This is a genomic window from Streptomyces sp. NPDC046931 (assembly GCF_040644655.1).
Classification (GTDB): Bacteria; Actinomycetota; Actinomycetes; order Streptomycetales; family Streptomycetaceae; genus Streptomyces.
On sequence record NZ_JBEYWX010000002.1, the window covers coordinates 464,552 to 491,197 of the forward strand.

Annotated in this window: 21 protein-coding genes; 15 read left to right on the forward strand and 6 right to left on the reverse strand. The window is 71.5% G+C overall.

Translation table 11 applies throughout. The annotated features are described in order from the left end of the window. Nucleotides 1-66: 66 nt before the first annotated feature. Both ABZ876_RS06190 and ABZ876_RS06195 read left to right on the forward strand, forming a co-directional pair. Entirely contained in the window at nucleotides 67-1,287 is a 1,221-nt protein-coding gene (locus ABZ876_RS06190; RefSeq protein WP_361774999.1) for a cytochrome P450, read from the forward strand. A gap of 87 nt (nucleotides 1,288-1,374) precedes the next feature. Further along, nucleotides 1,375-1,971 (forward strand): Uma2 family endonuclease, encoded by a 597-nt coding sequence (locus tag ABZ876_RS06195; protein WP_361775002.1) that lies wholly within the window; start codon nucleotides 1,375-1,377, stop codon nucleotides 1,969-1,971. 175 nt (nucleotides 1,972-2,146) lie between these two features. Here the strand turns inward: ABZ876_RS06195 and ABZ876_RS06200 are convergent, their stop codons facing one another. Continuing rightward, nucleotides 2,147-3,001: a diacylglycerol kinase family protein gene (locus ABZ876_RS06200; RefSeq protein ID WP_361775005.1), complete on the reverse strand. Its 855-nt coding sequence runs from the start codon at nucleotides 2,999-3,001 to the stop codon at nucleotides 2,147-2,149. Nucleotides 3,002-3,196: 195 nt separating this feature from the next. Between ABZ876_RS06200 and ABZ876_RS06205 the strand changes: the two genes are divergently transcribed. The 3 genes from ABZ876_RS06205 to ABZ876_RS06215 all read left to right on the forward strand — a co-directional run bounded on the left by ABZ876_RS06205 (nucleotide 3,197) and on the right by ABZ876_RS06215 (nucleotide 7,988). Next, nucleotides 3,197-4,480, forward strand: coding sequence for an adenylosuccinate synthase (locus ABZ876_RS06205; protein WP_361775008.1), 1,284 nt, complete (start codon nucleotides 3,197-3,199; stop codon nucleotides 4,478-4,480). A 147-nt stretch (nucleotides 4,481-4,627) separates the two neighbouring features. Beyond that, nucleotides 4,628-6,445: a 5'-nucleotidase C-terminal domain-containing protein gene (locus ABZ876_RS06210; protein ID WP_361775011.1), complete on the forward strand. Its 1,818-nt coding sequence runs from the start codon at nucleotides 4,628-4,630 to the stop codon at nucleotides 6,443-6,445. 169 nt (nucleotides 6,446-6,614) lie between these two features. After that, nucleotides 6,615-7,988, forward strand: coding sequence for a S53 family peptidase (locus ABZ876_RS06215; RefSeq protein WP_361775013.1), 1,374 nt, complete (start codon nucleotides 6,615-6,617; stop codon nucleotides 7,986-7,988). Nucleotides 7,989-8,091: 103 nt separating this feature from the next. Here the strand turns inward: ABZ876_RS06215 and ABZ876_RS06220 are convergent, their stop codons facing one another. The 4 genes from ABZ876_RS06220 to ABZ876_RS06235 all read right to left on the reverse strand — a co-directional run bounded on the left by ABZ876_RS06220 (nucleotide 8,092) and on the right by ABZ876_RS06235 (nucleotide 13,416). Further along, complete coding sequence (locus ABZ876_RS06220) at nucleotides 8,092-8,742, reverse strand: hypothetical protein (protein ID WP_361775016.1); 651 nt, start codon at nucleotides 8,740-8,742, stop codon at nucleotides 8,092-8,094. Between the two features lie 15 nt (nucleotides 8,743-8,757). Then, on the reverse strand, nucleotides 8,758-11,259 hold the full coding sequence (locus tag ABZ876_RS06225; protein WP_361775019.1) for a dolichyl-phosphate beta-glucosyltransferase: 2,502 nt from the start codon (nucleotides 11,257-11,259) through the stop codon (nucleotides 8,758-8,760). Continuing rightward, a complete protein-coding gene (locus ABZ876_RS06230) occupies nucleotides 11,256-11,954 on the reverse strand; it encodes a GntR family transcriptional regulator (protein ID WP_361775022.1) in 699 nt (232 codons plus the stop codon). The genes ABZ876_RS06225 and ABZ876_RS06230 overlap by 4 nt, the downstream gene beginning before the upstream one ends. Nucleotides 11,955-12,060: 106 nt before the next feature. Next, the gene (locus ABZ876_RS06235; RefSeq protein WP_361775025.1) at nucleotides 12,061-13,416 is read right to left on the reverse strand and encodes an aspartate aminotransferase family protein; all 1,356 of its coding nucleotides are present in this window, start codon (nucleotides 13,414-13,416) and stop codon (nucleotides 12,061-12,063) included. 162 nt (nucleotides 13,417-13,578) lie between these two features. Here ABZ876_RS06235 and ABZ876_RS06240 point away from each other — a divergent pair, with 162 nt between their 5' ends. Both ABZ876_RS06240 and ABZ876_RS06245 read left to right on the forward strand, forming a co-directional pair. Further along, nucleotides 13,579-15,834 (forward strand): protein kinase, encoded by a 2,256-nt coding sequence (locus tag ABZ876_RS06240; protein WP_361775028.1) that lies wholly within the window; start codon nucleotides 13,579-13,581, stop codon nucleotides 15,832-15,834. A 124-nt stretch (nucleotides 15,835-15,958) separates the two neighbouring features. Next, nucleotides 15,959-17,512, forward strand: coding sequence for a substrate-binding domain-containing protein (locus tag ABZ876_RS06245; protein ID WP_361775031.1), 1,554 nt, complete (start codon nucleotides 15,959-15,961; stop codon nucleotides 17,510-17,512). A 66-nt stretch (nucleotides 17,513-17,578) separates the two neighbouring features. Here the strand turns inward: ABZ876_RS06245 and ABZ876_RS06250 are convergent, their stop codons facing one another. After that, nucleotides 17,579-18,319 (reverse strand): SLATT domain-containing protein, encoded by a 741-nt coding sequence (locus ABZ876_RS06250; protein WP_361775034.1) that lies wholly within the window; start codon nucleotides 18,317-18,319, stop codon nucleotides 17,579-17,581. Between the two features lie 368 nt (nucleotides 18,320-18,687). Between ABZ876_RS06250 and ABZ876_RS06255 the strand changes: the two genes are divergently transcribed. The 8 genes from ABZ876_RS06255 to ABZ876_RS06290 all read left to right on the forward strand — a co-directional run bounded on the left by ABZ876_RS06255 (nucleotide 18,688) and on the right by ABZ876_RS06290 (nucleotide 26,533). Beyond that, nucleotides 18,688-19,026: a YbaB/EbfC family nucleoid-associated protein gene (locus ABZ876_RS06255; protein ID WP_361775037.1), complete on the forward strand. Its 339-nt coding sequence runs from the start codon at nucleotides 18,688-18,690 to the stop codon at nucleotides 19,024-19,026. 108 nt (nucleotides 19,027-19,134) lie between these two features. Beyond that, nucleotides 19,135-19,734 carry a recombination mediator RecR gene (gene recR / locus ABZ876_RS06260; RefSeq protein ID WP_103837909.1) on the forward strand — a complete coding sequence of 200 codons (600 nt, stop codon included), beginning with the start codon at nucleotides 19,135-19,137 and terminating at the stop codon, nucleotides 19,732-19,734. After that, nucleotides 19,727-20,386: a DUF5063 domain-containing protein gene (locus tag ABZ876_RS06265; RefSeq protein ID WP_361775040.1), complete on the forward strand. Its 660-nt coding sequence runs from the start codon at nucleotides 19,727-19,729 to the stop codon at nucleotides 20,384-20,386. Before recR ends, ABZ876_RS06265 begins: the two co-directional genes overlap by 8 nt. Nucleotides 20,387-20,711: 325 nt before the next feature. Then, nucleotides 20,712-21,989, forward strand: coding sequence for an aspartate kinase (locus tag ABZ876_RS06270; RefSeq protein ID WP_361775043.1), 1,278 nt, complete (start codon nucleotides 20,712-20,714; stop codon nucleotides 21,987-21,989). A gap of 109 nt (nucleotides 21,990-22,098) precedes the next feature. Beyond that, nucleotides 22,099-23,166 carry an aspartate-semialdehyde dehydrogenase gene (locus ABZ876_RS06275; protein WP_361775046.1) on the forward strand — a complete coding sequence of 356 codons (1,068 nt, stop codon included), beginning with the start codon at nucleotides 22,099-22,101 and terminating at the stop codon, nucleotides 23,164-23,166. Nucleotides 23,167-23,634: 468 nt separating this feature from the next. Continuing rightward, nucleotides 23,635-24,300, forward strand: coding sequence for a SigE family RNA polymerase sigma factor (locus tag ABZ876_RS06280; protein ID WP_361775049.1), 666 nt, complete (start codon nucleotides 23,635-23,637; stop codon nucleotides 24,298-24,300). Continuing rightward, nucleotides 24,297-25,616: a hypothetical protein gene (locus ABZ876_RS06285; RefSeq protein WP_361775052.1), complete on the forward strand. Its 1,320-nt coding sequence runs from the start codon at nucleotides 24,297-24,299 to the stop codon at nucleotides 25,614-25,616. Before ABZ876_RS06280 ends, ABZ876_RS06285 begins: the two co-directional genes overlap by 4 nt. An 89-nt stretch (nucleotides 25,617-25,705) precedes the next feature. Further along, nucleotides 25,706-26,533, forward strand: a complete 828-nt coding sequence (locus ABZ876_RS06290) for an SURF1 family protein (protein WP_361775055.1) — start codon at nucleotides 25,706-25,708, stop codon at nucleotides 26,531-26,533. Nucleotides 26,534-26,646: the final 113 nt, after the last annotated feature.

Below are 26,646 nucleotides of genomic sequence, written 5' to 3' on the forward strand. Positions count from 1 at the left end.
CCGCCCGGGGCCGCGCCGGTGGGACACCTCTGGTCAGGCGGGGGCGGACCGGGCTAGCGTCCGGGCATGGCCGCCCCATCCGACCTCGCGTTCGACCCCTGGGACCCGGCGTTCGTCGCCGACCCGTACCCCGCCTACGCCGAGCTGCGCGCTCTCGGCCGTGTGCTCCACTACGCGCCCACCGACCAATGGCTGGTGCCGCACCACGCGGACGTGTCGGCGCTGCTGCGCGACCGGCGCCTGGGCCGGACGTACCAGCACAGGTTCACCCACGAGGACTTCGGCCGCACGGCGCCGCCGCCCGAGCACGAGCCGTTCCACACGCTCAACGACCACGGCATGCTCGACCTGGAGCCGCCGGACCACACCCGCATCCGGCGGCTGGTGTCGAAGGCGTTCACCCCGCGGACGGTGGAGCAGCTGGTGCCGTATGTCCGCGAGCTGGCCGGTGAGCTGGTGTCCCGGCTGGTGGAGGCGGGCGGAGGCGACCTGCTGAGGGATGTCGCCGAGCCGCTGCCGGTCGCGGTGATCGCCGAGATGCTGGGCATCCCGGAGGGGGACCGCGCGCCGCTGCGGCCCTGGTCGGCGGACATCTGCGGAATGTACGAGCTGAACCCGTCGCCGGAGACCGCGCGCAAGGCGGTGCGGGCCTCGGTCGAGTTCTCCGCGTATCTGCGCGAGCTGATCGCGCGGCGCCGCAAGGAGCCGGGGGAGGACCTGATCTCGGGTCTGATCGCGGCGCACGACGAGGGGGACAGGCTCACCGAACAGGAGATGATCTCGACCTGTGTGCTGCTGCTGAACGCGGGGCACGAGGCGACGGTGAACGCGACGGTGAACGGCTGGTGGGCGCTGTTCCGCCACCCGGACCAGCTGGCGGCCCTGCGCGCCGATCACTCGCTCGTACCGTCGGCGGTCGAGGAGCTGATGCGCTACGACACCCCGCTCCAGCTCTTCGAGCGCTGGGTGCTGGACGAGATCGAGATCGACGGCACGACCGTCCCCCGGGGCGCGGAGATCGCGATGCTGTTCGGTTCGGCGAACCACGACCCGGCGGTCTTCACCGCCCCCGAGAGGCTCGACCTGACCCGGCGGGAGAACCCGCACATCTCCTTCAGCGCGGGCATCCACTACTGCATCGGCGCGCCCCTCGCCCGTATCGAGCTGGCGGCGTCCATGACGGCCCTGCTGGAGCAGGCACCCACGCTGCGGCTCGCCGCGGAGCCGCGGCGCAAGCCGAACTTCGTGATCCGCGGCCTGGAGGGGCTGGGCGTGGAGATCGGCTGATCACCCGTTCGGCCGACTGCGTGGGACGTCCCCGACAGGGCCGTCGGTGGCACGGCAGGCTGGTGCGTGCCTGTGAGGGAGGGCACCATGACGGTTATGGCGCAGCACATGTCTCAGATGTCCGTAGAGGAGTTCGAGGAGCTCGCCGCGCACGTGGCCAAGAGGTTCGACGCCGTCAGGTTGGAGTTCATCAACGGACGGGTCGGGATCAAGGGCATGACGGACGGTAATCACAGCGAGGTCATCAGGTGGCTGCAGGAGTGCTTCCTGATGGCCGGGTCCGGGCTGTGGCTGTACGGAGGCGGAGAGCTGGGGTTGCGGGTCGAGAGGTACCGCAAGGGCCGGGCACTCCCGGACGCCGTGCTCGCGCCCCGGGGAACGTTTGCCGGAAAGGGGGACTGGGCCGACACCGAGGGCGTGGTGATGACAGTCGAGGTCACCTCGTACGACACGGACACCCACCGGCGGGATCGGGAGGAGAAGCCCGCCGGATACGCCGACGCCGGGATCCCGTACTACCTGTTGATCGACCGCGACGACTGCTCGGTCACGCTCTACAGCGATCCGGTACCTGACGAGGGTTACCGCAGCGCCGTCAAGAAGGCCTTCGGCGCGAAGCTCTCGCTTCCCGAGCCCCTCGGCATCGAGCTCGACACCGAGGAGCTCAAGCAGTACGCCGAATGAAGCCCTCAGCCCGGCACATACCGCCTCCGCAACCCCACCAGCCCCCCGGCCACCAACACCACCGCGATCCCGGTCAGCGTGAGTACCGGCCCCCACGCCATCTCCCCACCCGGCAGCTTCGGCAGATGACGCTGCCTGCTCGACACCACCGGCTTCCAGCCGCCCGAGGGCCGAGCTACGACGAAGCCGGCACCGTGAGCCCCCAGGCCCCCTCCCGGACCGTCCACGTGCGATTCCGCACCGGCCCCGCCACCACCGCGTCCGCCCGGTAGCGGAAGTCCGCCCCGGACACCGTCACCGTCCGCCCCCGCGCCCCGAGCGGCGCCGCCTCCGCGCCCACCGACACCGGCCGCACCTCCACGACCGCCGCCCCGGAGGAGCCCGGCGTCACCGACACCCCCTCCACCGGCTGGTTCAGATCCACCAGCGTCACCCCGTCGACCTCGACCAGCAGCCGGGAGGGTCCGGGGACGGGCAGGGAGGCGAGCCGGGGCGGGCGCGCCGCCAGCGTCCGTACCAGCGACTGGCGCACGCGCAGCCACGGTCCCGCGGACGGGACCTCCTCGCCGACGGGCGCCCCGTCGCGCTGGGACGGGACGGACGGCACGGAGGGTATGCGCAGATCCCCGAGCACCACCCCGTCGCTGTCGTCCACCAGCAGGTCCAGCCGCCGCTCGACCCCGTCCAGGACGGCCCGGGCAGCCGCCACCGCCCCCGTCGGCACCCCGAGCGTCCGCGCCAGCGACTGCACGGCCCCGACCGGCACCAGGGACAGCGCCGTGGCGCCCAGTTCCCGCCGCCGGTGCAACAGGGTCACAGCGCGCAGCAGCGCCCGGTCGTCGCCCACGACCACCGGCCGCCGAGACCCCCGGCGGTCCAGTGCCCGGGCGAATTCCTCCGGGCCGTCCGGGAGGCACACCTTCATCGCCGCACCCGCGCTGAGCACGTCTTTCGCGATCCGTACCGACTCACCGTCGCTGTGACGGGCGACCGGGTCGATGACCACGAGGAGCTGGTCGGAAGTCGCCACCTCGGTCCTGCCTCGCTTCCTCGGGTAGCATCTTTGTGCAACAGCCCCTTGCGCTATTGCGCCAGGGGCTTCGTCTATTCCGGGGCATCCGGTCCGACGGTTTGCGGCCAATGACGGTCGCGGTGCACGCGGCGGTGAACCTTACGCGTACGCCCCTGACCTTGGACATGCCCCGCCCGGAAGGGGTGTACGCGCGTGCCCGCACTTGTGCTGCTCGGTGCTCAGTGGGGTGACGAAGGCAAGGGAAAGGCCACCGACCTGCTCGGTGGCTCGGTGGACTATGTAGTGCGCTACCAGGGCGGCAACAACGCCGGCCACACGGTGGTCGTCGGCGACCAGAAGTACGCACTGCACCTTCTCCCTTCCGGCATTCTGTCGCCCGGATGTACGCCCGTCATCGGCAACGGCGTCGTCGTCGACCCGTCGGTCCTGCTCTCCGAGCTGAGCGGTCTGAACGAGCGTGGCGTCGACACGTCCAAGCTCCTGCTCAGCGGTAACGCGCACATCATCACGCCGTACAACGTCACGGTGGACAAGGTGACTGAGCGCTTCCTCGGCAAGCGCAAGATCGGCACGACCGGCCGGGGCATCGGCCCGACCTACGCCGACAAGATCAACCGCGTCGGCATCCGTGTCCAGGACCTGTACGACGAGTCGATCCTCACCCAGAAGGTGGAGGCGGCCCTCGACGTCAAGAACCAGATCCTCACCAAGCTGTACAACCGGCGCGCGATCGCCGTGGACCAGGTGGTCGAGGAGCTGCTGGGCTACGCCGACAAGATCAAGCCGTATGTCGCCGACACGGTCCTGATCCTCAACCAGGCGCTCGACGACGAGAAGGTGGTCCTGTTCGAGGGCGGCCAGGGCACCCTGCTGGACATCGACCACGGCACGTACCCCTTCGTGACCTCGTCGAACCCGACCGCGGGCGGCGCCTGCACGGGCTCCGGCGTCGGCCCGACCAAGATCGGCCGCGTCATCGGCATCCTGAAGGCGTACACGACCCGCGTCGGCTCCGGCCCCTTCCCGACCGAGCTGTTCGACGAGGACGGCGAGGCGCTGCGCCGCATCGGCGGCGAGCGCGGTGTCACCACCGGCCGTGACCGCCGCTGCGGCTGGTTCGACGCGGTGATCGCCCGCTACGCGACCCGGGTCAACGGTCTGACGGACTTCTTCCTCACCAAGCTCGACGTGCTGACCGGCTGGGAGCGGATCCCGGTGTGCGTCGCGTACGAGATCGACGGCAGGCGCGTCGAGGAACTCCCCTACTCCCAGACGGACTTCCACCACGCCAAGCCGGTCTACGAGTACCTCCCGGGCTGGCAGGAGGACATCACGAAGGCCAAGACCTTCGCCGACCTCCCCAAGAACGCCCAGGGTTACGTCAAGGCCCTGGAGGAGATGTCGGGCGCCCCGATCTCGGCGATCGGTGTCGGCCCGGGCCGCGACGAGACGATCGAGATCAACTCGTTCCTGTAAGTCCCTTTCGGCGCCGTCCGGTTGGGCCGGTCATGGACATCCTTGACCGGCCCATGGGCTGCTCCTGGTTCCGCCCGGAAGGAGGGGCCGGAACTATCTACGCGGGTAGTGCCGTCCCTGATCGCTTCCGAGTTCCAGGAGCCCCGAATGCCCGTGACCCCCATGAACCGGCGCGAGTTCATGCAGAAGTCGGCCGTCACCGGTGCGGCCGTGGCCGCGGCGGGTGCCGTCGGCACCGGTACGGCGCAGGCAGCCGGCCACAAGCCCGAACACCCGCCCCGCACCTGGTCGTTCTCCATCCTGGGCACCACGGACCTGCACAGTCACGTCTTCGACTGGGACTACTACAAGGACGCCGCCTACAGCGACAAGGCCGGCAACTCCGTCGGCGTCGCACGCGTCGCCACCCTGGTCGGACAGCAGCGCGCGGCGAAGGGCGAGGGCCGTGTCCTGCTCGTCGACGCCGGCGACATCATCCAGGGCACGTCACTGGCGTACTACTACGCGCGCGTCGACCCCATCACCGGGACCGGGGGGCGGCGCGGCCCCATGCACCCCATGGCCGTCGCCATGAACCACATGCGCTACGACGCCGCCGCGCTCGGCAACCACGAGTTCAACTACGGCATCGACGTGCTGCGGAAGTTCGAGGGCCAGTGCCACTTCCCGCTGCTCGGCGCCAACGCGCTGGACGCGAAGACCCTGCGGCCCGCCTTCCGGCCCTACACGGTGAAGCGGATCCGGGTGCCGGGGGCTCCCGACATCAAGGTCGGCATCCTCGGGCTCACCAACCCCGGTATCGCCCTGTGGGACAAGGACAACGTCAGCGGGAGGATGGTGTTCCCCGGGCTCGTCGAGCAGGCGAGGAAGTACGTGCCGCGACTGCGTGCCCTCGGCTGCGATGTCGTCTTCCTGACCGACCACTCCGGTCTCGACGGCTCCTCCTCCTACGGTGACGAACTGCCCTACGTCGAGAACGCCTCCAACCTCGTCGCCGAGCAGGTCCCCGGCATCGACGCCATCCTCGTCGGCCACACCCATGTCGAGGTGCCGTCCTACACCGTCAAGAACGAGCAGACCGGTCAGGACGTCCTGCTCTCCGAGCCGTACTGCTGGGGCATGCGGCTGACCGTCTTCGACTTCGAGCTCGAACTGCACCACGGGCAGTGGCGGGTCACCGGCAAGAAGGCCCAGACCCTCGACCCCAAGGACGTCGAGGAGGACCCGGAGATCACCCGGCTCCTCAAGGCCGACCACGACCTCGTCGTGAAGTACGTCAACACGCCCGTCGGCACCTGCACGGCGGACCTCTCGGCGGCCGAGTCCTGCTGGAAGGACGTCCCGATCATGGACTTCATCCACCAGGTCCAGATGACGGCCGTCGCCACCGGTCTGTCCACCGCCGACGCCGCCCTGCCGCTCATCTCGGTCGCCGCGCCCTTCAGCCGGACCGCAGACATCCCCGCGGGCAGCGTGACGATCAAGGACATCGCCGGGCTCTACATCTACGACAACACGCTGTACGGAAAGAAGCTCACGGGCGCCCAGCTCAAGGACTACCTGGAGTACGCGGCGAAGTACTACCACCAGGTCCCGGCCGGCACCAAGGTCGACACCGCGACCCTCACCAACGCCAACAGCTTCTGGGACTACATGTACGACACCGCCGCCGGCGTCGACTACGAGATCGACATCGCGCAGCCCGAGGGGTCGCGGATCAAGAACCTCACCTACAAGGGCGCCGCGGTCACCGACGACCAGGTCTGCGTCGTCGCCGTCAACAACTACCGCGCCAACGGCGGCAGCGGCTATCCGCACATCGCCTCGGCCGGTATCGCCTACAGCTCCACCAACGAGATCCGCCAGCTCATGATCGACTACGTGACGTCGAAGGGCACCCTCGACCCGGCGGACTTCGCGGTCGCCAACTGGAGGCTGACACAGGACGGTACGCCGGTCTTCTGAGCCTTTGAGTCTCTGACCCGGTCGGCCCCGGCCTGCGGTGTTCTTGCCGTGAGGTGTTGTTTGGGTAAAGGGATCGGCATCGACGGACCAACACTCTTGATCTGTGCATGACTCACTCGATGGGATGCGCGGAGACCATTTCCTGACTCGGGATCACCCAGGGGGATACATGCACATAACCCGTTCGGCGCGGGGCGTCGCGGCGTCCACGGCCGTCGCCGCCGCTCTCGCCGTCGCCGCGCTGGGGAGCGCTCCGCCGGCCGGCGTCACCACCGCCGCGCCCGCCGCCGTACCGCACACCAAGGCGGTTCCGGCCATCGCCGGGCACACCCTGGTCCACGGCGTGGCCAGCCCGCTGCCCATCGAGCAGTGCCAGGCCAAGTGGCACATCGCCTGTTACAACCCGCTCCAGTACCGCACCGCGTACAACCTCAACCCGCTGTACCGGAAGGGCATCACGGGCAAGGGCCGCACCATCGTCATCGTCGACTCGTTCGGCTCCCCGACCATCCAGCACGACCTCGACGTCTACAGCAAGCAGTTCGGCCTGCACAGCACCAAGGTCAAGGTGGTCAAGTGGGGCAAGGTGCCCGTCTTCGACCCCAAGAACTCCGACATGACCGGCTGGGCCGGCGAGACCACCCTCGACGTCGAGATGGCCCACGCCGTGGCGCCCGACGCCAAGATCGTCCTGGTGGAGACGGCGGTCGCGGAGACCGAGGGCACCACCGGCCTGCCGGAGATGATGAGCGCAGAGAAGTACCTCATCGACCACGGGGTCGGCGATGTCATCACCCAGAGCTTCGGCGCCACCGAGAACACCTTCCCCGGCTTCTCCAAGGGCGACTTCTCCAGCATCAAGAAGCTGCGGTACGCCTTCGAGGACGCCAACCGCAAGCATGTGACCGTCCTCGCCTCCTCCGGTGACGGCGGCGCCACGGACCTCAAGGCGGACGGCAAGACCTACTACAAGAAGCGCGTCAACTCCTGGCCCTCCTCGGACCCGCTGGTCACCTCCATCGGCGGCACCCAGCTCCACCTGAACGACAAGGGCGAGCGCGTCAAGCCGGACAGCGTCTACAACGACTACGGCGCGAGCGGCGGCGGCCAGTCCCACGTCTTCGGCCGACCGGCCTTCCAGAAGGGCGTGAGGAACGTCGTCGGCACCCGCCGCGGCACCCCGGACGTGTCGATGGCGGCCGCGGTCAACGGCGGCGCCTGGATCTACTCCAGCTTCGACCCGACCGCCACCGGCTGGGACGTCACCGGTGGCACCAGCGAGGCATCCCCGCTCTTCGCGGGCATCATCGCCCTCGCCGACCAGGCGGCGGGCCACCGGGTGGGCAACATCAACGCGGCGCTGTACGCCCTGTCCCAGCGCAAGGGCACCGGCATCGTCGACGTCAAGGACGGCACCGGCAACAGCTACGAAGGCGTCACCGGCTACAAGGCCGTCCGCGGCTACGACATGGCCACCGGCGTCGGCACTGTGGACGCCCTCCGCTTCGTGCCCGCGCTCGCCCGGGCGAGCCACCGCGGCTGACACCACGCTCCCTCGCGAGCTGCCCTGCGACGGCCCGGGTTCCGCACCCGGGCCGTCCGCATCTGCCCCCGTACGGGGCCTCGGCAGGGTCCTGCCGTAGGTCTCAGCTGAAGACGATCATCGAGCCCTGGGCGAGGCTCCGGGTCGCCGCCGCGTGCAGCCCCAGCCAGACGTGCCGTTCGCGGGCGAAGGGGCTCGGGTCGTAGGGGGCGGGCAGCGCCGGCTCCTCCAACGCCGTGGGGGCGAGCGGGGCTTCCGGGGCGACCGGTGGGTTCGCCGGGTCGATGCCGATCGACGGTGCCACGAACTCCAGTTCTCGCAGCAGTGCCTGGGAGGATCCCAACGGGCCGCCCCCCGCGAGGAGTTCGTCGTTGGACAGGGGGTGCGGGAAGTCCACCGGGACATAGGCGCCCGCGTGGTCGTAGTGCCACACCAGATGCGACTGCTGGGCGGTCGACTCGAACATCTCCAGGAGCTGCTCGTAGTCGCCGCCCAGTTCGTCGACCGGGGTCACGGCGAGCCCGCACACCTGGAGCAGATAGGCGCGGCGCAGGAAATGCAGCGCGTCGTAGTCGAAACCCGCGACCGGAGCGACCTCACCGGTCAGCCCCGGCATGTACTGGTACACCGGCACCGGCGGCAGTCCCGCCTCGACCAGCGCCTTGTCGTAGAGGGCGAGTTCCTCGGCGAACGGGTTGTCGGGCGTGTGGCACAGCACGTCGACGAGCGGGACCAGCCACAGGTCACAGGCCAACAGTAAGCTCCTCGGTCATCGGTGTGGTGCAGGCAGCGTAGTGCGCGCGGAAGCCGGGTGGCTGTTGTCGTGCAGGTCCCATACCCATACCCCGCCGACCCACTTACCGGGACGTCCCACCAGCTTGTCCACGGTCTCACGCAACCGGTCCTGGTACTGCTGCGGGGGCAGCACCAGCACCCCCGCCTTCCAGTACGCGAAGTCGGCCCGCGCCTGCGCCCGCCAGTTCTTGCCGATCACGGGCGCCACCCCGGTGAAGCTGATGTCCCGCAGCATGCTGGAGGTGTAGCGGGGGGAGGCGCCGTAGATGCCGACGCGCTCGCTGCCGTAGGGGCCGTTGAAGTAACCGCCGGGCAGTTTGAACTTCAGGCCCGCAGCGGTCTGCCAGTGCAGCGCCTCCGCGTTGCCCGAGTCGGGCAGCGGGATCGGCACCAGCGTCTCGTCCTTGCCGACGTACGTCTTCCACATGCCGTCCGCGATGAAGGCCGGAACCCGCGGCCGCTCCACCGCCTTCAGCGGGGCCGGAAGGATCGGGATGAGCGCCGCCGCGACCGCCGTCAGGCCCAGGAACTGGCGGCCGACGCGCGGTGTGCGTGCCAGCCGCTCCACCGCCACCGCCAGCAGCATGCCGAGCGCGGGCGCGCACACCATCGCCACCCGGCCCTCGATCACCGACTCGAACAGGGGCTGGTGCGCGAGCAGCGCCCAGGGGCCGGGGACCGTCATGTTCGTCAGGGGTATCCCGAACCGCGGCCCCAGGGAGAGGAGAGCCCCGGCCGCCGCCGTGAAGGCCAGCGCCTTGACCAGTGCCCGATCCCACAGCCGCAGGACGATCGCGAAGGCCAGCAGCGCCAGCGGCCAGCCGTAGAAGGCGTTCTGCTCGGTCGGGTTCGGGGAGAGAGCGCCCGCCGAGGTCGCGTCGCCGGCGATCAGTGAGCGCTCGGCGAAGGACAGCAGGCCCCGGGGGCTGTTCCCCATGTTCTCGGCGTGCAGCACCTTCGTGTAGCTCTGCGGGCCGAAGAACTGCCAGTACAGCGGCAGCGCGACGATCGGCAGGCACACCGCGGCGGCGATCGCCAGGCCCTTGAGCGTCGGGCGCACGGCCGCCTTCGCCACCTCCGGGCGCACCGCCGCGTAGGCGCCCGCGAACAGCACCATGCCGAGGGCCGCCAGCAGCAGCGGCTCCTCGCCCAGGAAGATCTGGTACGCCGCCATCAGCCCGAGGACCACGCCGTCCCGCGCCACCCGCGCGCCCGCGCACAGCCGCAGCGCCCGCTCGATGATCAGCGGAATCACGAACAGCACCACGAAGTTCGGGTGCGCGTTGGCGTGGCTGACCATCGGCGGCGCGAAGGCGGCGAGCGCCGCGCCGGCGAAGGCCGCGCCCCGGTGCCGTACCACGCGCCGGACGATCAGCGCGTACCAGCCCGTGGCGGTGGCGGCCAGCCCGAGCGTCATCACCAGGGCGAGGGAGATCGCGGGGCCGAAGGCGAGGGTGACCGGTGCGAAGGGGACGGACAGGCCGAGCATGACCGTGTTGGCCATGAGGTTCACCCCGTCGGGGAACCCCTGGAGGGTGGTGAACAGGGGAGTGCGGAGATGGGCCACGTTGTCGGCCGTCACCGCGAAGAACCACTCCCACTGGTTCTGGTCCTGCATCGAGTCCGGAAGATAGCGGTGGTTCGGGTCCGCCCAGCGGCCCGCGTACAGGCCCACCGCCATCAGCAGGAACGCCGCGGCCGCGAGCAGATCGGCCGGTCGGACCGAGCGGAGCTTGAGGGCGGTCAGCTCGCCGAGGACGCGGACGTAGTCCAGCGGACGGACCTTCGAGCCGGGCTGGTGCGCCCAGCGCACCGGCACCTCGGTGACGGGCCAGCCCGAGCGCCGGAAGTGCTGGAGTATCTCCACGTCGATGCCCCAGCCGGTGAGCCGGGACGCGGCGAACGCCTCACGGGCCCGGTCGCCGTCGAAGAGCTTGAAGCCGCACTGGGTGTCGCGTACCCCGGGCACGGCGACCTGGCGTATCAGGACGTTTCCGGCACGCCCGAGCAGCTCGCGGACGGGGCTCTGGTGCCGCTCGATGGTCGCGCCCGGCGCCGAGCGGGAGCCGACCGCCGCCGAGAACCCCTCGGCCAGCGCCTTGTCGAGCGCCTCCAGCTGTTCGATCGGGGTGGCCAGGTCGGCGTCCGTGACCAGGACCCGGCGGCCCGAGGAGGCGAGGACGCCGAGGCGCATGGCGTGGCCCTTGCCGCGGTTGCGGGGACTGGTGACCAGCCGCACACGCCGGTCGCGGGCCGAGGCGGCCCCGGCGACGTCCCGGGTGCCGTCGGTGGACCCGTCGTCGACGACGACGACCTCCCAGGTGCCGACGCGGCTCTCGTTGTCGCGCAGATACCCGGCGATCGCGTCGAGGGTGGGGCCGAGCCGCTTCTCCTCGTTGTAGGCGGGGACGACGACGGACAGGTCGACGGTGGCCGGCATGTCCTCTGTGACGTGCGCGGTCCCGGTCTCGCTCATTCCGCGGCCACCCGCTCGAGGAGGGCCACGGAGTGCGCGTTGTACTCGGCGACCACGACCTGCGCGGCGGCGGGGTCGCGGCGGGCGAGCGCGTCGACGACATCGGTGTATCCGCACCAAAGACGGCCCTTGAGCTGGGTGACTTTGCGCAGATGCTGGACCGTGCACACCCAGGACTGCACCCGCAGCCGGTGCAGGAAGTCGGCGAGGTAGGGGTTGCTGTACAGGGCGCTCAGCTCGCGCCAGTAGCGCAGGTCGTAGCCGATGAGGACGTTCAGCTCCCCCGCGGCGGCGGCGCGCTGGGCCTCCTCGCCGCGGCGGCGCACCGCGGCCAGGGCGGCGGTCAGCGGGGCGCCCTGGAGCGTGGCCTCGCCGCCGTTGGCGATGAGGAGGCGGAAGATCCCGTCGGTGACGAGGCCCCGGGCCTCGATCATGCCGCGGTAGTCGTCGAGGGAGTAGGCGCGCACCTCGAAACCGCGGTGCTGCACGGCGTCCAGCAGGCCCTGGGCCGACAGATCCACCAGGGCCTCGCGGACCGGGGTGGCGGAGACGCCGTACTGTTCGGCGATCTCCTTCACCGTGAACTCCTGCCCGGGCTGCAACCGGCAGGCCAGCACCTCGTCACGGAGCGCGTCGGCGACCTGCTGCCGCAGGGTGCTGCGGGTCACGGCGCCGTTGCCGGTGCTGCCGGGCATGGGTGGGGCCTCTCCCTCGTCACGTGCGGGTGGCGTGCTCGTGTACGTCCGCATGTACGTCTACGAGCACGCCACCTTACGCGTTCGGGTTCCCGGGGATCTCGTCCTACTCGGTGTACTCGTCCGCCACGGAGAGCGCCGCGTCGAGGGCCGCGAGTCCCTCCTTCAGCTCGGCCTCCGTCACATTGCACGGCGGCACGACATGCGTGCGGTTCATGTTCACGAACGGCCACACGCCGTTCGCCTTCGCGGCGGCGGCGAACGCGGCCATCGGCGCCGCCGCCTCCCCGGCCGCGTTGTAGGGCACCAGCGGCTCCCGGGTCTCCCGGTTCCTGACCAGGTCCAGGGCCCAGAACATGCCGATCCCGCGCACCTCGCCGACGCTGGGGTGGCGCTCGGCCAGCCGGCGCAGACCCGGCTCCACGACGGACGCACCGAGCTCCGCCGCGTTCTCCACGACGCCCTCCTCGGCCATCACCTCGATCGTCGCGACGGCCGCCGCGCACGCCAGCGGATGCCCCGAGTACGTCAGTCCGCCCGGGTAGGCCCGCTTCCCGAAGGTCTCCGCGATCCGCCCGGAGATGGCGACGCCGCCGAGCGGCACGTACCCGGAGTTCACGCCCTTGGCGAAGGTCATCAGATCCGGGACGACGTCGAACAGGTCCGCCGCGAACCACTCGCCGGTGCGCCCGAACCCGGCCATCACCTCGTCGAGGACGAAGACGATCCCGTACTTGTCGCACAGCTCGCGGACACCCGCGAGATAGCCGGGCGGCGGGACCATGATCCCGGCGGTGCCGGGGATGGTCTCCAGGACGATCGCGGCGATCGTCCCCGGCCCCTCGAAGGCGATGGTCGTCTCCAGGTGCTCCAGGGCCCGCTCGCACTCCTGCTGCTCCGTCTCCGCGTAGAAACGGGAGCGGTACAGGAACGGCGCCCAGAAGCGCACCACCCCCGCGGCACCGCTGTCGGAGGGCCACCGGCGCGGGTCACCGGTGATGTTCACGGCCTGCTGGGTGCCGCCGTGGTACGAGCGGTAGGCGGACAGCACCTTGGGGCGGCCGGTGTGCAGGCGCGCCATGCGCACGGCGTGCTCGATCGCGTCGGCGCCGCCGTTGGTGAAGAAGATCTTGTCGAGGTCGCCGGGGGTGCGCTCGGCGATCAGCCGGGCGGCCTCCGAGCGCGCCTCCACGGCGAAGGCGGGCGCGAACGTGGTCATCGAGGCGGCCTGCTCCTGGATCGCGGCGACGACCTTCGGGTGCTGGTAGCCGATGTTTGTGAAGACGAGTCCGCTCGTGAAGTCGAGGTAGCGGTTGCCCTCGAAGTCCCAGAAGTACGACCCCTCGGCACCGGCGACGGCGAGCGGGTCGATGAGCTCCTGCGCTGACCAGGAGTGGAAGACATGCGCACGGTCCGCGGCCTTGACGGCGGCGCCGGCCTGGGGGTCGGTCTGAGGCGTCATGCGCCCGAGCGTAGGAGCCGGGCACCCGGCCGTGACACCGGCGTCCTGTCTGCGGTAGCGCCGGGAACGCGACAGTCTGTCGACAGCGGGCCCCCGCGACGGCGTGGGCGGCGTCGTTCTCTGGCTATTCTCTGGCTGTCGCGGCAGGGGGCAGGTGAGGCGATGGAGAAGCTGGGGGGCGGGGATCCGCTGGGGATCCCCCCGGGCTCGAGGCTCCAGGGGAGTGCCGGGTCCTATCGGCTGCTGGCCCGGCTCGGGGCGGGCGGCATGGGCAACGTGTATCTGGCCCGCTCCGACCGCGGACGTACCGTCGCCGTGAAACTCGTCCGGCAGGAGCTGGCCGCGCAGGAGGAGTTCCGGGCACGCTTCCGGCAGGAGGTGCGGGCCGCGCGGCGGGTCGGCGGGTACTGGACCGCGCCCGTCCTCGACGCGGACACCGAGGCCGACATCCCCTGGGTCGCCACCGGCTATGTGGCGGGCCCCGCCCTCCAGACCGTGGTCTCGCGCGAGCACGGCGCACTGCCGGAACGGTCCGTCCGCGTCCTGGCCGCCGGGCTCGCCCACGCCCTCCAGGACATCCACACCGCCGGGCTCATCCACCGCGACCTCAAGCCGTCCAATGTGCTGGTGACCATCGACGGGCCCCGCGTCATCGACTTCGGCATCGCCCGCGCCCTGGAGACCCGCACCGGCGCGGGGCTCACCCACGCCGGCGCACTGGTCGGGTCGCCCGGGTTCATGGCGCCCGAGCAGGTGCGCGGCGACCGCGTCACGCCCGCGTGCGACGTCTTCTGCCTGGGATCCGTCCTCGCCTACGCCGCGACGGGCGCCCTTCCCTTCGGCAGCGGGGGCAGCGGGGTGCACGCGCTGATGTTCCGCATCGCCCAGGAGGCCCCCGACCTGACGGGCGTGCCCGAGAGCCTCCTCGATCTCGTCCGCGACTGCCTGCGCAAGGACCCGGCGGCCCGGCCCACCCCGGCGGAGATCCTGGAGCGGACCGGCGCCGAGGACACCGTCTCCGGCGGCCGCACCCGGGACCCCTGGCTGCCCGCCGCACTGGTCGCCCAGCTCGGCCGCCACGCCGTGCGGCTGCTGGACACGGAGGACCCCGAGGAGGCCGCGGCGGAGGCCACGGCGGTGGTGACCCGGCCGGAAGGAGCCGGTCGTGCGGCAGCCACGGCGGACTCGGGCGATGCGGCGGATCCCCAGGACCGTGTGGCCCCTTCGGCCGCACCGGCACCGCCGGCCGCATCTGTCCCTTCGGCCGCATCTGCCCCTTCGGCCGCACCGGCACCGCCGGCCGCATCTGCCCCTTCGGCCGCACCGGCACCGCCGGCCGCATCTGCCCCTTCGGCCGCACCGCCCCCCTCGGCCGCCGTGGATTCGGCGGGCGGGGGCTCGGGGAGGCCGGTGGGTGCGCACGGGGCGCCGACGGTTCCGAGCGGGCGTCTGCCGGATGCGCCCGGCGGCGTGGCGGATGCCACCGGTGGCAGCGGTGGCGCCGATGGTCCCGCCGGGGCTGCCCGGATGCCCGGCGCCGGTGCCCCCCACGCGTCCGTGGACCTCACCAAGCGGCTCCCGGCGACTCCCGCTTCCGAGGTTCCGCCCGAGCACGCGTCCGCGTCCGAGGCGCCGTACGGTGCCGCCCCGCCGTCGCCCGGCCGGCCCGCCTCCCCCGGCCGCGCCGGCCCCGCCGGGACGCCGCCGCCCGCCGCGTACGGCAACCCGCAGCAGCACCCTCAGCCTCCCGGCCACGGCGGCTTCGGCCCGGGCCAGCCTTACGGCCCGGGCCAGCCTTACGGCCCGGCCCAGCCGTACGGCCCGTACGTCCACGGCGACCCGGGCCGGCAGGAGCCGCGGCGCAGAAGCGGCCGCTCCACCGCCGCGCTGCTGGCCGCCGCCCTGGTCGTGGCGCTCGGCGCGGGCGGCTCGGTGTACGCGCTGATGCGCGGCGGGACCGCGACGAGCGGCGGCGGCCGCACAACCTCGCACACCTCCGCCCCGCACACCCCCGCGCCCTCCGCCCCGGCCACCGCCGGCCCCACCGCGCAGCCGACCGCGGCCGGTGCCGTCCCCGACGCCTTCCTCGGCACCTGGACCGCAGCCCTGGACACCGCGGACGGACACCACACCCGCCGTCTGGTCATCCGGCAGGGCGGCGTGGGCGACCCGGTGCTCTCGCTGACCGCGGACGGCCCGGCCGGCAGCGGCACGTACCACTGCGTCTTCCGAGCCGGGCTGGCCGGATCGCCCGGTCCGAGCGGCCCGTTGGACATCGGCCCCTCCACGCTCACGGCGGGCCCCGCCTCCGCCTGCACCCCGGGCGCCGCCACGGAGCTGACGATCCTGCCGGACGGCCGTCTGCGCCGTGTGAACCGGAACAGCGGCGAGTCCCTCACGTACACCAGGCAGAACTGAAGTCCCGTCACCCGGCGGCCGGTTGAACGTCACACGGACTTCGGCGGCCGTCCCCTGCACCGCACCGCCGACGGCCCGTACGGTGACCCCACGATCGGCTCGGGCGAGTGGCGGGGGACCCACGGTGCAGTGGTTGAGCCCAGAGAACATCGTGGCCGTGGGGACCGCGGTCCTCGGCATCGTCGCGTCCGGTGTCATGGTCTGGTACGAACGCCGGGTGCCGCGCCGCAAACGCATCGGCTACCGCGTCCAGATGGACAACCCGATAGGCGACGACGTCCGTTCCGGCCGCGCCAACAGACGCCTTGGTCTCTTCGACGAGACGCCGGGCATGGTGGACGCGACACTCGTGCTGTTGCGCATCGAGAACGACGGCTCGCAGGGCATCGACCGCGACGACTACACCGGGCCCGAACGCCACGGTCTGACCGCGGTGTTCACCGATCGCACAATCCGGGGTGTGTCGGTCACGCAACCCACCGACACCGACCACCTCATGGACCACTTCACCGCGGATCGCGGATTCGGCTACGAGGGCAACCGGCTGCAGATCCCCCGGGTCCCGCTCAACCGGGGCGACCACTTCAAGCTGCTCGTGCTGCTCGCCGGCGGCGACGTGGGCCGCGACATACGGCTCATCGGCGGCATCCGCGACGGCGAGGTGCACCCCAACCGCAGTGCCACCCCGGACGACAAGCCGCCCCTGTTCAGCCGGGCCGCCCGGCTGATCAGCATCACGCTCACGCTCAGCGTTCTCACACTGGCCGGCATCGTCATCGCCCGCGACGACCACCCGCTCCCCATCGAGTGCGCCCGGGGCACCCTGACGGTCACCGGTTCGACGGCCTTCGCGCCCGTGGTGCAGGAGCTGGCGAAGGAGTACCAGGACAAGTGCCCGGGATCCGACATCACGGTGGACGCGCACGGCAGCGAGGCGGGCGTCGGGGAACTCACCGCCCTGGGCTCCCGGTCGAAGGGCTCCCCCGCCATGATCGCGTTCTCCGACGGGCCCACCCCCAGGGCCGACGGGGCCCGTGAACTCGTCGGGAGCCCGGTCGCCGTGTCCGCCTTCACCCTGGTCGTCAACGAGGGCATCGACCTGGGACGCGGGCTCTCCCTGACCGACGTCCGCCGCATCTACCGCGGGCAGATCACCCGCTGGAGGCAGCTCGACGCCCGTCTGCCCGACCTGCCCGTGGTGCTCGTCAGCCGCAACGCCGACTCCGGCACCCGGCAGATCTTCCAGCGGCGGGTGCTCGGAAGCTGGGAGCGGGCCCCCAGTACGTCGCTGGACTGCGTGCACCAGGACGACGGGTCCGCGCCCGTCATGCGCTGTGAACTCGACTCCACCCAGAAGGTGCTGGACGCGGTGGCCGGGATTCCCGGCGCCATCGGCTACAGCGAAGTCAACCTCGCCACCGGCCACAAGGGCCTGCGCCGGGTGTCCCTGGACGGCGCCGCAGCCTCCGTCCAGGACATCGAGCACCGCAGGAGCAACTACCCCTACCGCGGCGTCGAGTACGCCTACACCTACCGCCGCCCGCCCATCGGCTCCCTCACCGCCGGATTCCTCGCCTACCTCAGTCAGAGCACCGGGGAGAACGTGATCCGGACCCATCGCCATCTGCCGTGCTCCGCGGCGGCGGTGCTGCCGCTCTGCGCGGACGACGACGGCTGAGGCCGCCGCCCGTCCGCCGGCCGCCCTCCCGCCGCACCCGATCCCGCCGCACGGGGCCTGGACGGCTCACCGTGGGTCCGGCGGCCGCTGCCTCGGCATGTTCGGGCGGGCCCCCGCCTGCGGGGCGAACCTCCCCGGCACCACCCCTTCGGTCCGCGGCGCGACCGTCCCCACCGACTGGAGCACCAGCGGCGCGCACCCCCGGCGGAACTCCACCATCCAGTCCGCGGTCTCCGCCCGCATCAGCTCCGTGACGTCCTCGCAGAACCGCCGCAACACCGAAAGGCACCGCTCCGCCGCCTCGCCCGCGGTCCCCTCCGTCGGCCCGAGCACCTCCCGCACGCTCTCGGTCGCCCAGTCGAACTGGAGTGTCTGGAGCCGCCGTTGCAGGGCCTGGGCGGTCGCCACGTCCCTCATCCACCCGGAGGTCACCCCGAAGAACCGGTCCGCGGCGATGCACGCCATCCCGAGGAGCAGGGACAGATACGCCCACGGCACGGCGCCGTCCGCCACCCCGGTCAGATCGAGCAGCGGAAGCGCGGCCCCGCACACCAACCCCACCGCCGTGCACACGCGCAGCGCCCTCGCACCCCGCCGTTTCCACACCCGGTTCGCGAGGTACCAGGCCGCGGTCTCCAGCGCGCGGCGCTCCACCCACCGGTACAGCTCCTCGAGCCGCTCCGCGGGCTCGCCCCAGTCGCCGTGCGGGAACGGCCGCCCCCCGAGGTCGCCCGGCCGAAGCCCCGCCGCGCCGTCGCCCCGCCCGTCCTGGAGCGGACCCTCGGGCTGCATCTCCGGCTGACTCACCCGGCACTCCCTACGTACGGCTCTGACGTTCCGCGATGGCCCCTTCGCGGGCGCGCGCCCGCCGACGCTGCGCACGCTCCGCGATGTGACCGTGACGCATGGTGCTGAAGCGCCGGACCCTTCCTACCGTCCTCCGGACGGCGAAGACCCGGGTTTCCTCGCATTTCCGCCCGGAAGTGGGCCTCGGCCGGGGGGAGGCCGCCCCGCAAACCCACTCGAAAGAGTGTGGTCGCATGCCCGGACTGACTCCGGACGGACTACCGGAGCGCTCGTCCCGGTGACCACGTAGGCTCGTGCCAGGCGGCAAAACCCCGCCCTGACAGCCGTACGCACCTGCCAGCCGTACCGTACGAGACCAGGAGCTGATCGTGATTCCCGGTGGTGGCCAGCCCAACATGCAGCAGTTGCTCCAGCAGGCCCAGAAGATGCAGCAGGACCTCGCGCGGGCCCAGGAGGAGCTGGCGCGGACGGAGGTCGACGGCCAGTCGGGCGGCGGCCTGGTGAAGGCCACGGTCACCGGCGCCGGTGAACTGCGCGGCCTGGTGATCGACCCGAAGGCCGTCGACCCCGAGGACACCGAGACGCTGGCCGATCTGATCGTCGCGGCCGTCCAGGCGGCCAACGAGAACGCGCAGGCGCTCCAGCAGCAGAAGCTCGGCCCGCTGGCCCAGGGTCTGGGCGGCGGCCTCCCCGGCCTGCCGTTCTGAGTCCACCGGCCCGTCCCTTCTGCGCAAGGCGAGGGCCAACTACCGTACGTACCAAGAAACCGAGCCCGGCTTCGGTACGTACCGAACTCTCCAGGGAAAGGCAGTCCGTTGTACGAAGGCGTGGTCCAGGACCTCATCGACGAGCTGGGGCGGCTGCCCGGCGTCGGTCCCAAGAGCGCGCAGCGGATCGCCTTCCACATCCTGCAGGCCGAGCCGACGGACGTCCGCCGGCTCGCCCAGGCGCTGCTCGAGGTGAAGGCGAAGGTCCGCTTCTGCGCGACCTGCGGCAACGTGGCGCAGGAGGAACTGTGCGGCATCTGCCGTGACGCCCGCCGCGACCCGTCGGTGATCTGCGTGGTGGAGGAGCCGAAGGACGTCGTCGCGATCGAGCGCACCCGGGAGTTCCGCGGCCGCTACCACGTCCTGGGCGGCGCGATCAGCCCGATCGAGGGTGTGGGCCCGGACGACCTGCGCATCAGGGAACTGCTCGCCAGACTGGCGGACGGCACGGTCACCGAGCTGATCCTGGCCACGGATCCCAATCTGGAGGGCGAGGCCACGGCCACGTATCTCGCCCGGATGATCAAACCCATGGGCCTCAAGGTCACCCGCCTGGCCAGCGGCCTCCCGGTGGGTGGGGACCTGGAATACGCGGACGAGGTCACCCTCGGCCGCGCCTTCGAGGGGAGACGACTCCTAGATGTCTGACGCCACGCTGCACTCCACGACGCAGGACCCGGACGACTTCGCCGTTCAGATCGCGGATCAGATCGAGAGTTTCCTGGTCGCCGTCACGGAGGTCGCGAAGGGCGACGAGCCGGCCTCGGCCGTCCCCTTCCTCCTGCTGGAGGTCTCCCAGCTGCTGCTCGCGGGCGGCCGCCTGGGCGCGCACGAGGACATCGTGCCGGAGGAGCGCTACGAGCCGGACACGGGCCCGGACGCGGACGTGGACGGGCTGCGTGAGCGCTTCGCCGCCATGCTGGACCCGGTCGACGTCTACTCGGAGGTCTTCGACCCGTACGAACCGCGCAGGGCCCCGGTCCCGGCCCGTATCTCCGACGACCTGGCGGACATCATCACGGACCTGCGCCACGGCATGGCCCACTACCGTGCGGGCCGCATCACGGAGGCGCTGTGGTGGTGGCAGTTCTCCTACTTCTCCAACTGGGGCTCGACGGCCTCCGCGACCCTGCGCGCGCTCCAGTCCGTGGTCGCGCATGTGCGGCTGAACCAGCCCCTGGCGGAGCTCGACGGTCTGGACACCGACCAGGACCTCGGCGACGAGACCCTCGCGGAGGAGGCGGGCCGGGTCATGGTCCGGGAGATCGCGAGGCCGCTGGGACTGCGGCCGGTCAAGTAGCCGCCGGGACCAGGAACGGCCGGGAGCACGGTCCACCCGGACCGTGCGGCCCACGGTCGGCCGCTGTGACACGCGGCACGTTTTCGAGTACGGGGTGCGCGGCGGGGGCAGGTGCCGTGCGGAGCGGCCGGTTTGCCCGCGGAAGGCTGCGGCGAAACCGTCGTACGTCCGTCCCGGGTCCGAAGAAAACCGGGATGATCCCGACGTGAGCGGGACATCTCACCATGCGGTACCCCGGAAGGGAGATTCGGTCGCTCGATAGACTGAGCCGACCGCACAGGCGCTGCGCAGGTGCGGAAAGAGACGGATTGAGCGAGGAGCGCACGTGGGCCTTGTCGTGCAGAAGTACGGAGGCTCCTCCGTAGCCGATGCCGAGGGCATCAAGCGCGTCGCCAAGCGGATCGTGGAAGCGAAGAAGAACGGCAACCAGGTGGTTGTCGTGGTTTCCGCGATGGGCGACACGACGGACGAGCTGATCGATCTTGCCGAGCAGGTTTCCCCGATGCCTGCCGGGCGTGAGTTCGACATGCTGCTGACCGCCGGAGAGCGGATCTCCATGGCCCTGCTGGCCATGGCGATCAAAAACCTGGGTCACGAGGCCCAGAGCTTCACCGGCAGCCAGGCAGGCGTCATCACCGACTCGGTCCACAACAAAGCCCGGATCATCGACGTGACGCCGGGCCGCATCCGTACCGCGCTGGACGAGGGCAACATCGCCATCGTCGCCGGTTTCCAGGGTGTCAGCCAGGACAAGAAGGACATCACGACCCTGGGTCGCGGCGGCTCCGACACGACCGCCGTGGCGCTGGCCGCCGCCCTCGACGCCGAGGTGTGCGAGATCTACACCGACGTCGACGGCGTGTTCACCGCCGACCCGCGCGTCGTGAAGAAGGCCCGGAAGATCGACTGGATCTCCTTCGAGGACATGCTGGAACTGGCCTCGTCCGGGTCCAAGGTGCTGCTCCACCGCTGTGTGGAGTACGCGCGCCGCTACAACATCCCGATCCACGTCCGCTCGTCATTCAGCGGGCTTCAGGGCACGTGGGTCAGCAGCGAGCCGATCGAGCAAGGGGACAAGAAGGTGGAGCAGGCCATCATCTCCGGTGTCGCGCACGACACCTCCGAGGCCAAGATCACGGTCGTCGGCGTGCCGGACAAGCCGGGCGAGGCCGCCTCGATCTTCCGCGCCATCGCCGACGCCCAGATCAACATCGACATGGTCGTCCAGAACGTCTCGGCCGCGTCGACCGGCCTCACGGACATCTCCTTCACCCTCCCGAAGACCGAGGGACGCAAGGCGATCGACGCCCTGGAGAGGGGCAAGACGGCGATCGGCTACGACTCGCTGCGCTACGACGACCAGATCGGCAAGATCTCCCTGGTCGGCGCGGGCATGAAGACGAACCCGGGCGTCACGGCGTCCTTCTTCGAGGCCCTCAGCGACGCCGGTGTGAACATCGAACTGATCTCGACCTCCGAGATCCGTATCTCGGTGGTCACGCGCGCGGACGACGTCCCGGAGGCGGTGCGCGCGGTGCACAGCGCCTTCGGCCTGGACTCCGAGAGCGACGAGGCCGTCGTCTACGGAGGCACCGGGCGATGACCGGCCTGCCCCGCGGGGGCGAGGACCGCGGGGCGTCCACGGGCGCCCTCGCGGGCCGGGCACGGGCCGTCCGCGCGACGGCCCGGCGCGCACACGGTACGGAGCGCCGGTGACGGCGCGGACCGGGCGGCCGACGCTCGCGGTCGTGGGGGCGACCGGGGCCGTCGGCTCGGTCATGCTCCAGATCCTGTCCCAGCACGCGGACATCTGGGGCGAGATCCGCCTGATCGCCTCGCCCCGCTCGGCCGGCCGCAAGCTGTCCGTGCGCGGCGAGGAGGTCGAGGTCGTCGCGCTTGACGAGGAGGCACTGTCCGGCGTCGACGTGGCGATGTTCGACGTACCTGACGAGGTCGCGCTCCGGTGGGCGCCGGTCGCCGCCGCCGCGGGCGCGGTCGTCGTGGACAACTCGGGTGCGTTCCGGATGGACCCCGAGGTGCCGCTGGTCGTGCCGGAGGTCAATCCGCACGCCGCCCGGGTGCGTCCCCGCGGCATCATCGCCAACCCCCACTGCACCACCCTCTCGATGATCGTGCCGCTCGGCGCGCTGCACGCCGAGTTCGGGCTGAGCGAGCTGGTGGTCTCCTCCTACCAGGCCGTGAGCGGCGCGGGACGCGCCGGCATCGACACCCTGCGCCAGCAGCTGTCACTGGTCGCGGGGACGGAGCTGGGCACCAGCCCCGGCGACGTACGGCGTGCGGTCGGCGACAACACGGGCCCGTTCCCGGAGCCGGTGGCGCTGAACGTCGTCCCCTGGGCGGGATCGCTCCGCGAGGACGGCTGGTCCTCGGAGGAGATGAAGATCCGCGACGAGTCCCGCAAGGTCCTGGGGCTGCCCCGGCTGCGGGTGGCGGTCACCTGTGTGCGCGTGCCCGTGGTCACCGCGCACGCCCTCACCGTCCACGCCCGCTTCGAGGACGAGGTCACGGTCGACCGCGCCCGGGACATTCTCGCCACCGCACCCGGCGTCGTTCTCTTCGACGACCCCGCCGCCGGCGAGTTCCCCACGCCCGCCGACGTGGTCGGTACGGACCCGACCTGGGTGGGCCGGGTGCGCCGCTGCCTCGACGACCCGACCGCGCTCGAACTGTTCGTGTGCGGGGACAACCTGCGCAAGGGCTCGGCGCTGAACACGGCACAGATCGCGGAGCTGGTCGCTGCGGAGTGGGCGGCCTCGTAGGCGGGGCGGCCTGGTAGCGGGACGCCTCGTAGGAAGGACGGCCTGGTAGGCGGGGCGGCCTGGTAGGCGGGACGGCCTGGTAGGCGGGACGGCCTGGTAGGAGGGGCTTCCCGTCTCACCTGGTGGGGACGCCCTCCGGCTGGCCGCTGGAAGGTTTGTAGGATCTGTGTAGGCTCCATTGACCGTCATGGTCCGGACCACTTGAATCGAACCCATCGGGCGTTCGAAGATTTCCCTCCCCGTCCCGCAACCGCTTGCGGAGCGGGGAGCGTCTTTGCGGTCGCCCTCCGGGGGGCGGGCACCGTCACACACGGGGCATAGGGGAAAGCTGGTTCGCATGAGGGCACTAGACGCACGGTCCGCTGCGCTGGGGGGCGCACAAGGGGACGCGCCGGCGGACGTGCTGTCTGCGGCAAAGGTGTTGCCCGTCGCGTACAACCCTGACGCGGGGAGACGTGTCCAACTGGCGTGGCAGAGGTACTCGAATTCACCGCGGTACGGCCGAGGGGCACGGCCCTCCGCCCGCCCCGCCCCCGCATGCCCGGCGCGCCCGGCGGCATGCCGGTGATCGCCCCCATGCCCACAGCGCGGTCCGCCCGCATACCCAGCCAGCGCGAGGGCGCTGAGGAGACGACGGCCGCCGGCACCACGGTGGACCATCTGACCGAGACCTACCGTGCCCACTACCGCTCCCTCCTCGGACTCGCGGCACTCCTCCTCGACGACACCGCGTCCTGCGAGGACGTCGTCCAGGAGGCGTTCATCCGCGTCCACTCCGCGCGCAAGCGCGTCCGCGACCCGGAGAAGACGCTCGCCTACCTCCGCCAGACGGTCGTCAACCTGTCGCGTTCGGCGCTGCGCCGCCGCATCCTCGGCCTCAAGCTGCTGTCCAAGCCGATGCCGGACATGGCGAGCGCGGAAGAGGGCGCATACGACCAGCTGGAGCGCGACTCGCTGATCCGGGCCATGAAGGGCCTGCAACGCCGGCAGCGTGAGGTGCTGGTGCTGCGCTACTTCGCGGACATGACCGAGGCTCAGGTCGCCGAGACGCTGGGGATATCGCTGGGCTCGGTGAAGGCGTACGGGTCACGCGGCATCGCGGCGCTGCGCACTGCCATGGGGGCGTCGGCATGAGCGAGTACGAGGAGCGGCGCCCCGACGTCCGGGGACATGACTCCCACGAACGACATGAGCCAGATGTGTGGCACGAGCCGACGGACCGGTCCGCGCCCCACGAGGACGACCACGAGCAGCACGCTGGGAACGGAACTGTGAACCACCGCCCCGACGACCAGGGCCGACAGGAAGCCCGGCCGGACCAGGCCGCTGCCGACGCCTCCGCTGCCGACGCCTCCGCCGCCGACCGTTCCGCGCGGGGGAGTGACGGCGCCGAGGGCCGCGCGGGCGCGGGCCTGGGCTCCGGGCGGACCGGCGAGGGGGACGAGCCCGCGGGAAACGCCGAGGGCCTCGCTCCCGACGAACTGGCGCTGCGGCGGATGCTGCACCAGGCGGTGGGTGACATCGAGCCGCTCGAAGGCACCCTGGAGCATCTGCGGCGCGCGGTGCCCGCCCGGCGGGCCCGAAAGCGGCAGGCCGTCGTCGGCATGGCGGCCGCCGCGCTGTTCATGGGCATGGCGATCCCGGCCTTCGTCCATGTCTCCGAAGCCACCGGCTCCGACACCGATCCCTCCATCGCCGCTCAGGCCTCGCAGGCCCAGGGCGGCACGAACCAGGGCAAGGGCCCGGACGGCGGCTCCAGCGGCGCGGCCGGCTCCGGCGGCACGTCCAAGGGCAAGGACCAGGGCGGCCAGAAGGGCAAGGAGGACAAGGGCAAGGGCGCGACCGGCGGAGCCACCGGCGGGGCCAACCCGACGGCTTCCGCGCAGAGCGCACCCGCCTGCACGGCGGCCCAGCTCGGTGGTGCCACCGCCACCGAGGGCGCACCGGACTCCACCGGCACGGTCTACGGCACGTTCCGCGTGGCCAACGTCTCCACCACGAGCTGCACCGTCCCGGGCGCCGGCACCGTGGCCACGGCACCCCAGGGCGCCGCCGACCCGTCCAAGATCAATGTGGTGAACCATGTCGCGGGCGACGCGGCCACCGGGCTGCCCGACCCGTCCCAGGAAATCACCTCGCTGGTGCTCAAGCCCGGCGCGGCGTACGAGGTCAAGTTCGCCTGGGTCCCCTCGGAGACATGCCCCACCACGGGCGGCGGCACCGGCGGACCCTCCCCGGACCCGAGCCCCTCGGAGAGCCTCGCCACAAGTGGCGGCACGACCTCGGAGGGCAGCGGAGCCGCACCGCAGCTGATGACTGAGGACGGGGTGGCCGACGGCAGTGTGGTCGTCTCCCACACTCCCGTGACCGGCTCCGGAACCACCACCGCGACGGTCTCCAACGCCTGCGCCGGCACGGTCTACCGCACGGGGATGCTCCCGGCGACCTGAACCGCGGGCCCGGCTCCCGTCGGGAGCGCGCACCGCTACGCCGGGCCCCACGGGCGGGTCCGCGGGGACGGCACCGTACCGTTGAGGGCGTGTACCGGTTTCTGCTGACGCCCCGCTGGTGGGGCATCAACGTCTTCGTGCTGCTGGCCATCCCCTTCTGCGTCTTCATGGGGTCATGGCAGCTGAGCCGGTTCGAGTCCCGGATGCACGAGCAGCAGGCGGTGAGTGAACAGGCCACGGCGGACCGCAAGGAGGCGGCCCGGCCACTCGGGGAGCTGCTGCCGGTCGACAAGAACACGTCCGGGAAGCGGGCCACGGCCACCGGACGGTACGGAAAGCAGTTGCTGGTGCCGGACCGGGAACTGGACGGCAGACGCGGGTTCTATGTGCTGACCATGCTGCGCACCGACGGGGGCAAGGCTCTGCCGGTCGTGCGGGGCTGGCTGCCGGGCGACGCGGATCCCGCGAAGGCGCCGGCCGCGCCGGCCGGTGACGTCACCGTCACCGGCGCGTTGCAGGCGTCGGAGAGCCCGGGCGCGGGAGCGGCGGGAGGCGGCGGGGGGCTCCCCTCCGATCAGACCGCCGCGATCAGCTCCGCATCGCTGGTGAACCTGGTGCCGTACCGGGTGTACGACGCCTGGGTCACGCTCGACAAGGCCGACAGCGGCATGAAGGCGGTACCGGCGACGGCCCCTCAGGGAAGCGGACTGGATCTGAAGGCGTTCCAGAACCTGGGCTACACGGGCGAGTGGTTCGTCTTCGCGGGCTTCACCGTCTTCATGTGGTTCCGTCTGCTGCGGCGCGAGGTGGAGTACGCCCGGGACGCGGAACTGGGACTGGCCATCACGGCCCCGGCGGAGACGGCCCCGAACGAGAAGGCCACCCCGGAGAGCGAGTCCCGGGCCACCGCGAGCTGACCGTCCCGCCCCGAGGCCCCGGCGGGCGAGCCAGCCGGCAGCGGGCCGCATTCGGCGGACGGGCCTCGTCGGCCGCATGGTCGCATTCGGCGGACGGGCCTCGTCGGCCGCAT

Bases quoted from the DNA above. Each gene is read 5' to 3' on its own strand.
- ABZ876_RS06190 (WP_361774999.1), top strand. From the start codon at position 67: ATGGCCGCCCCATCCGACCTCGCGTTCGACCCCTGGGACCCGGCGTTC.
- ABZ876_RS06195 (WP_361775002.1), top strand. From the start codon at position 1,375: ATGACGGTTATGGCGCAGCACATGTCTCAGATGTCCGTAGAGGAGTTC.
- ABZ876_RS06210 (WP_361775011.1), top strand. From the start codon at position 4,628: ATGCCCGTGACCCCCATGAACCGGCGCGAGTTCATGCAGAAGTCGGCC.
- ABZ876_RS06215 (WP_361775013.1), top strand. From the start codon at position 6,615: ATGCACATAACCCGTTCGGCGCGGGGCGTCGCGGCGTCCACGGCCGTC.
- ABZ876_RS06225 (WP_361775019.1), bottom strand. From the start codon at position 11,259: ATGAGCGAGACCGGGACCGCGCACGTCACAGAGGACATGCCGGCCACC.
- ABZ876_RS06230 (WP_361775022.1), bottom strand. From the start codon at position 11,954: ATGCCCGGCAGCACCGGCAACGGCGCCGTGACCCGCAGCACCCTGCGG.
- ABZ876_RS06235 (WP_361775025.1), bottom strand. From the start codon at position 13,416: ATGACGCCTCAGACCGACCCCCAGGCCGGCGCCGCCGTCAAGGCCGCG.
- ABZ876_RS06240 (WP_361775028.1), top strand. From the start codon at position 13,579: ATGGAGAAGCTGGGGGGCGGGGATCCGCTGGGGATCCCCCCGGGCTCG.
- ABZ876_RS06265 (WP_361775040.1), top strand. From the start codon at position 19,727: ATGTCTGACGCCACGCTGCACTCCACGACGCAGGACCCGGACGACTTC.
- ABZ876_RS06285 (WP_361775052.1), top strand. From the start codon at position 24,297: ATGAGCGAGTACGAGGAGCGGCGCCCCGACGTCCGGGGACATGACTCC.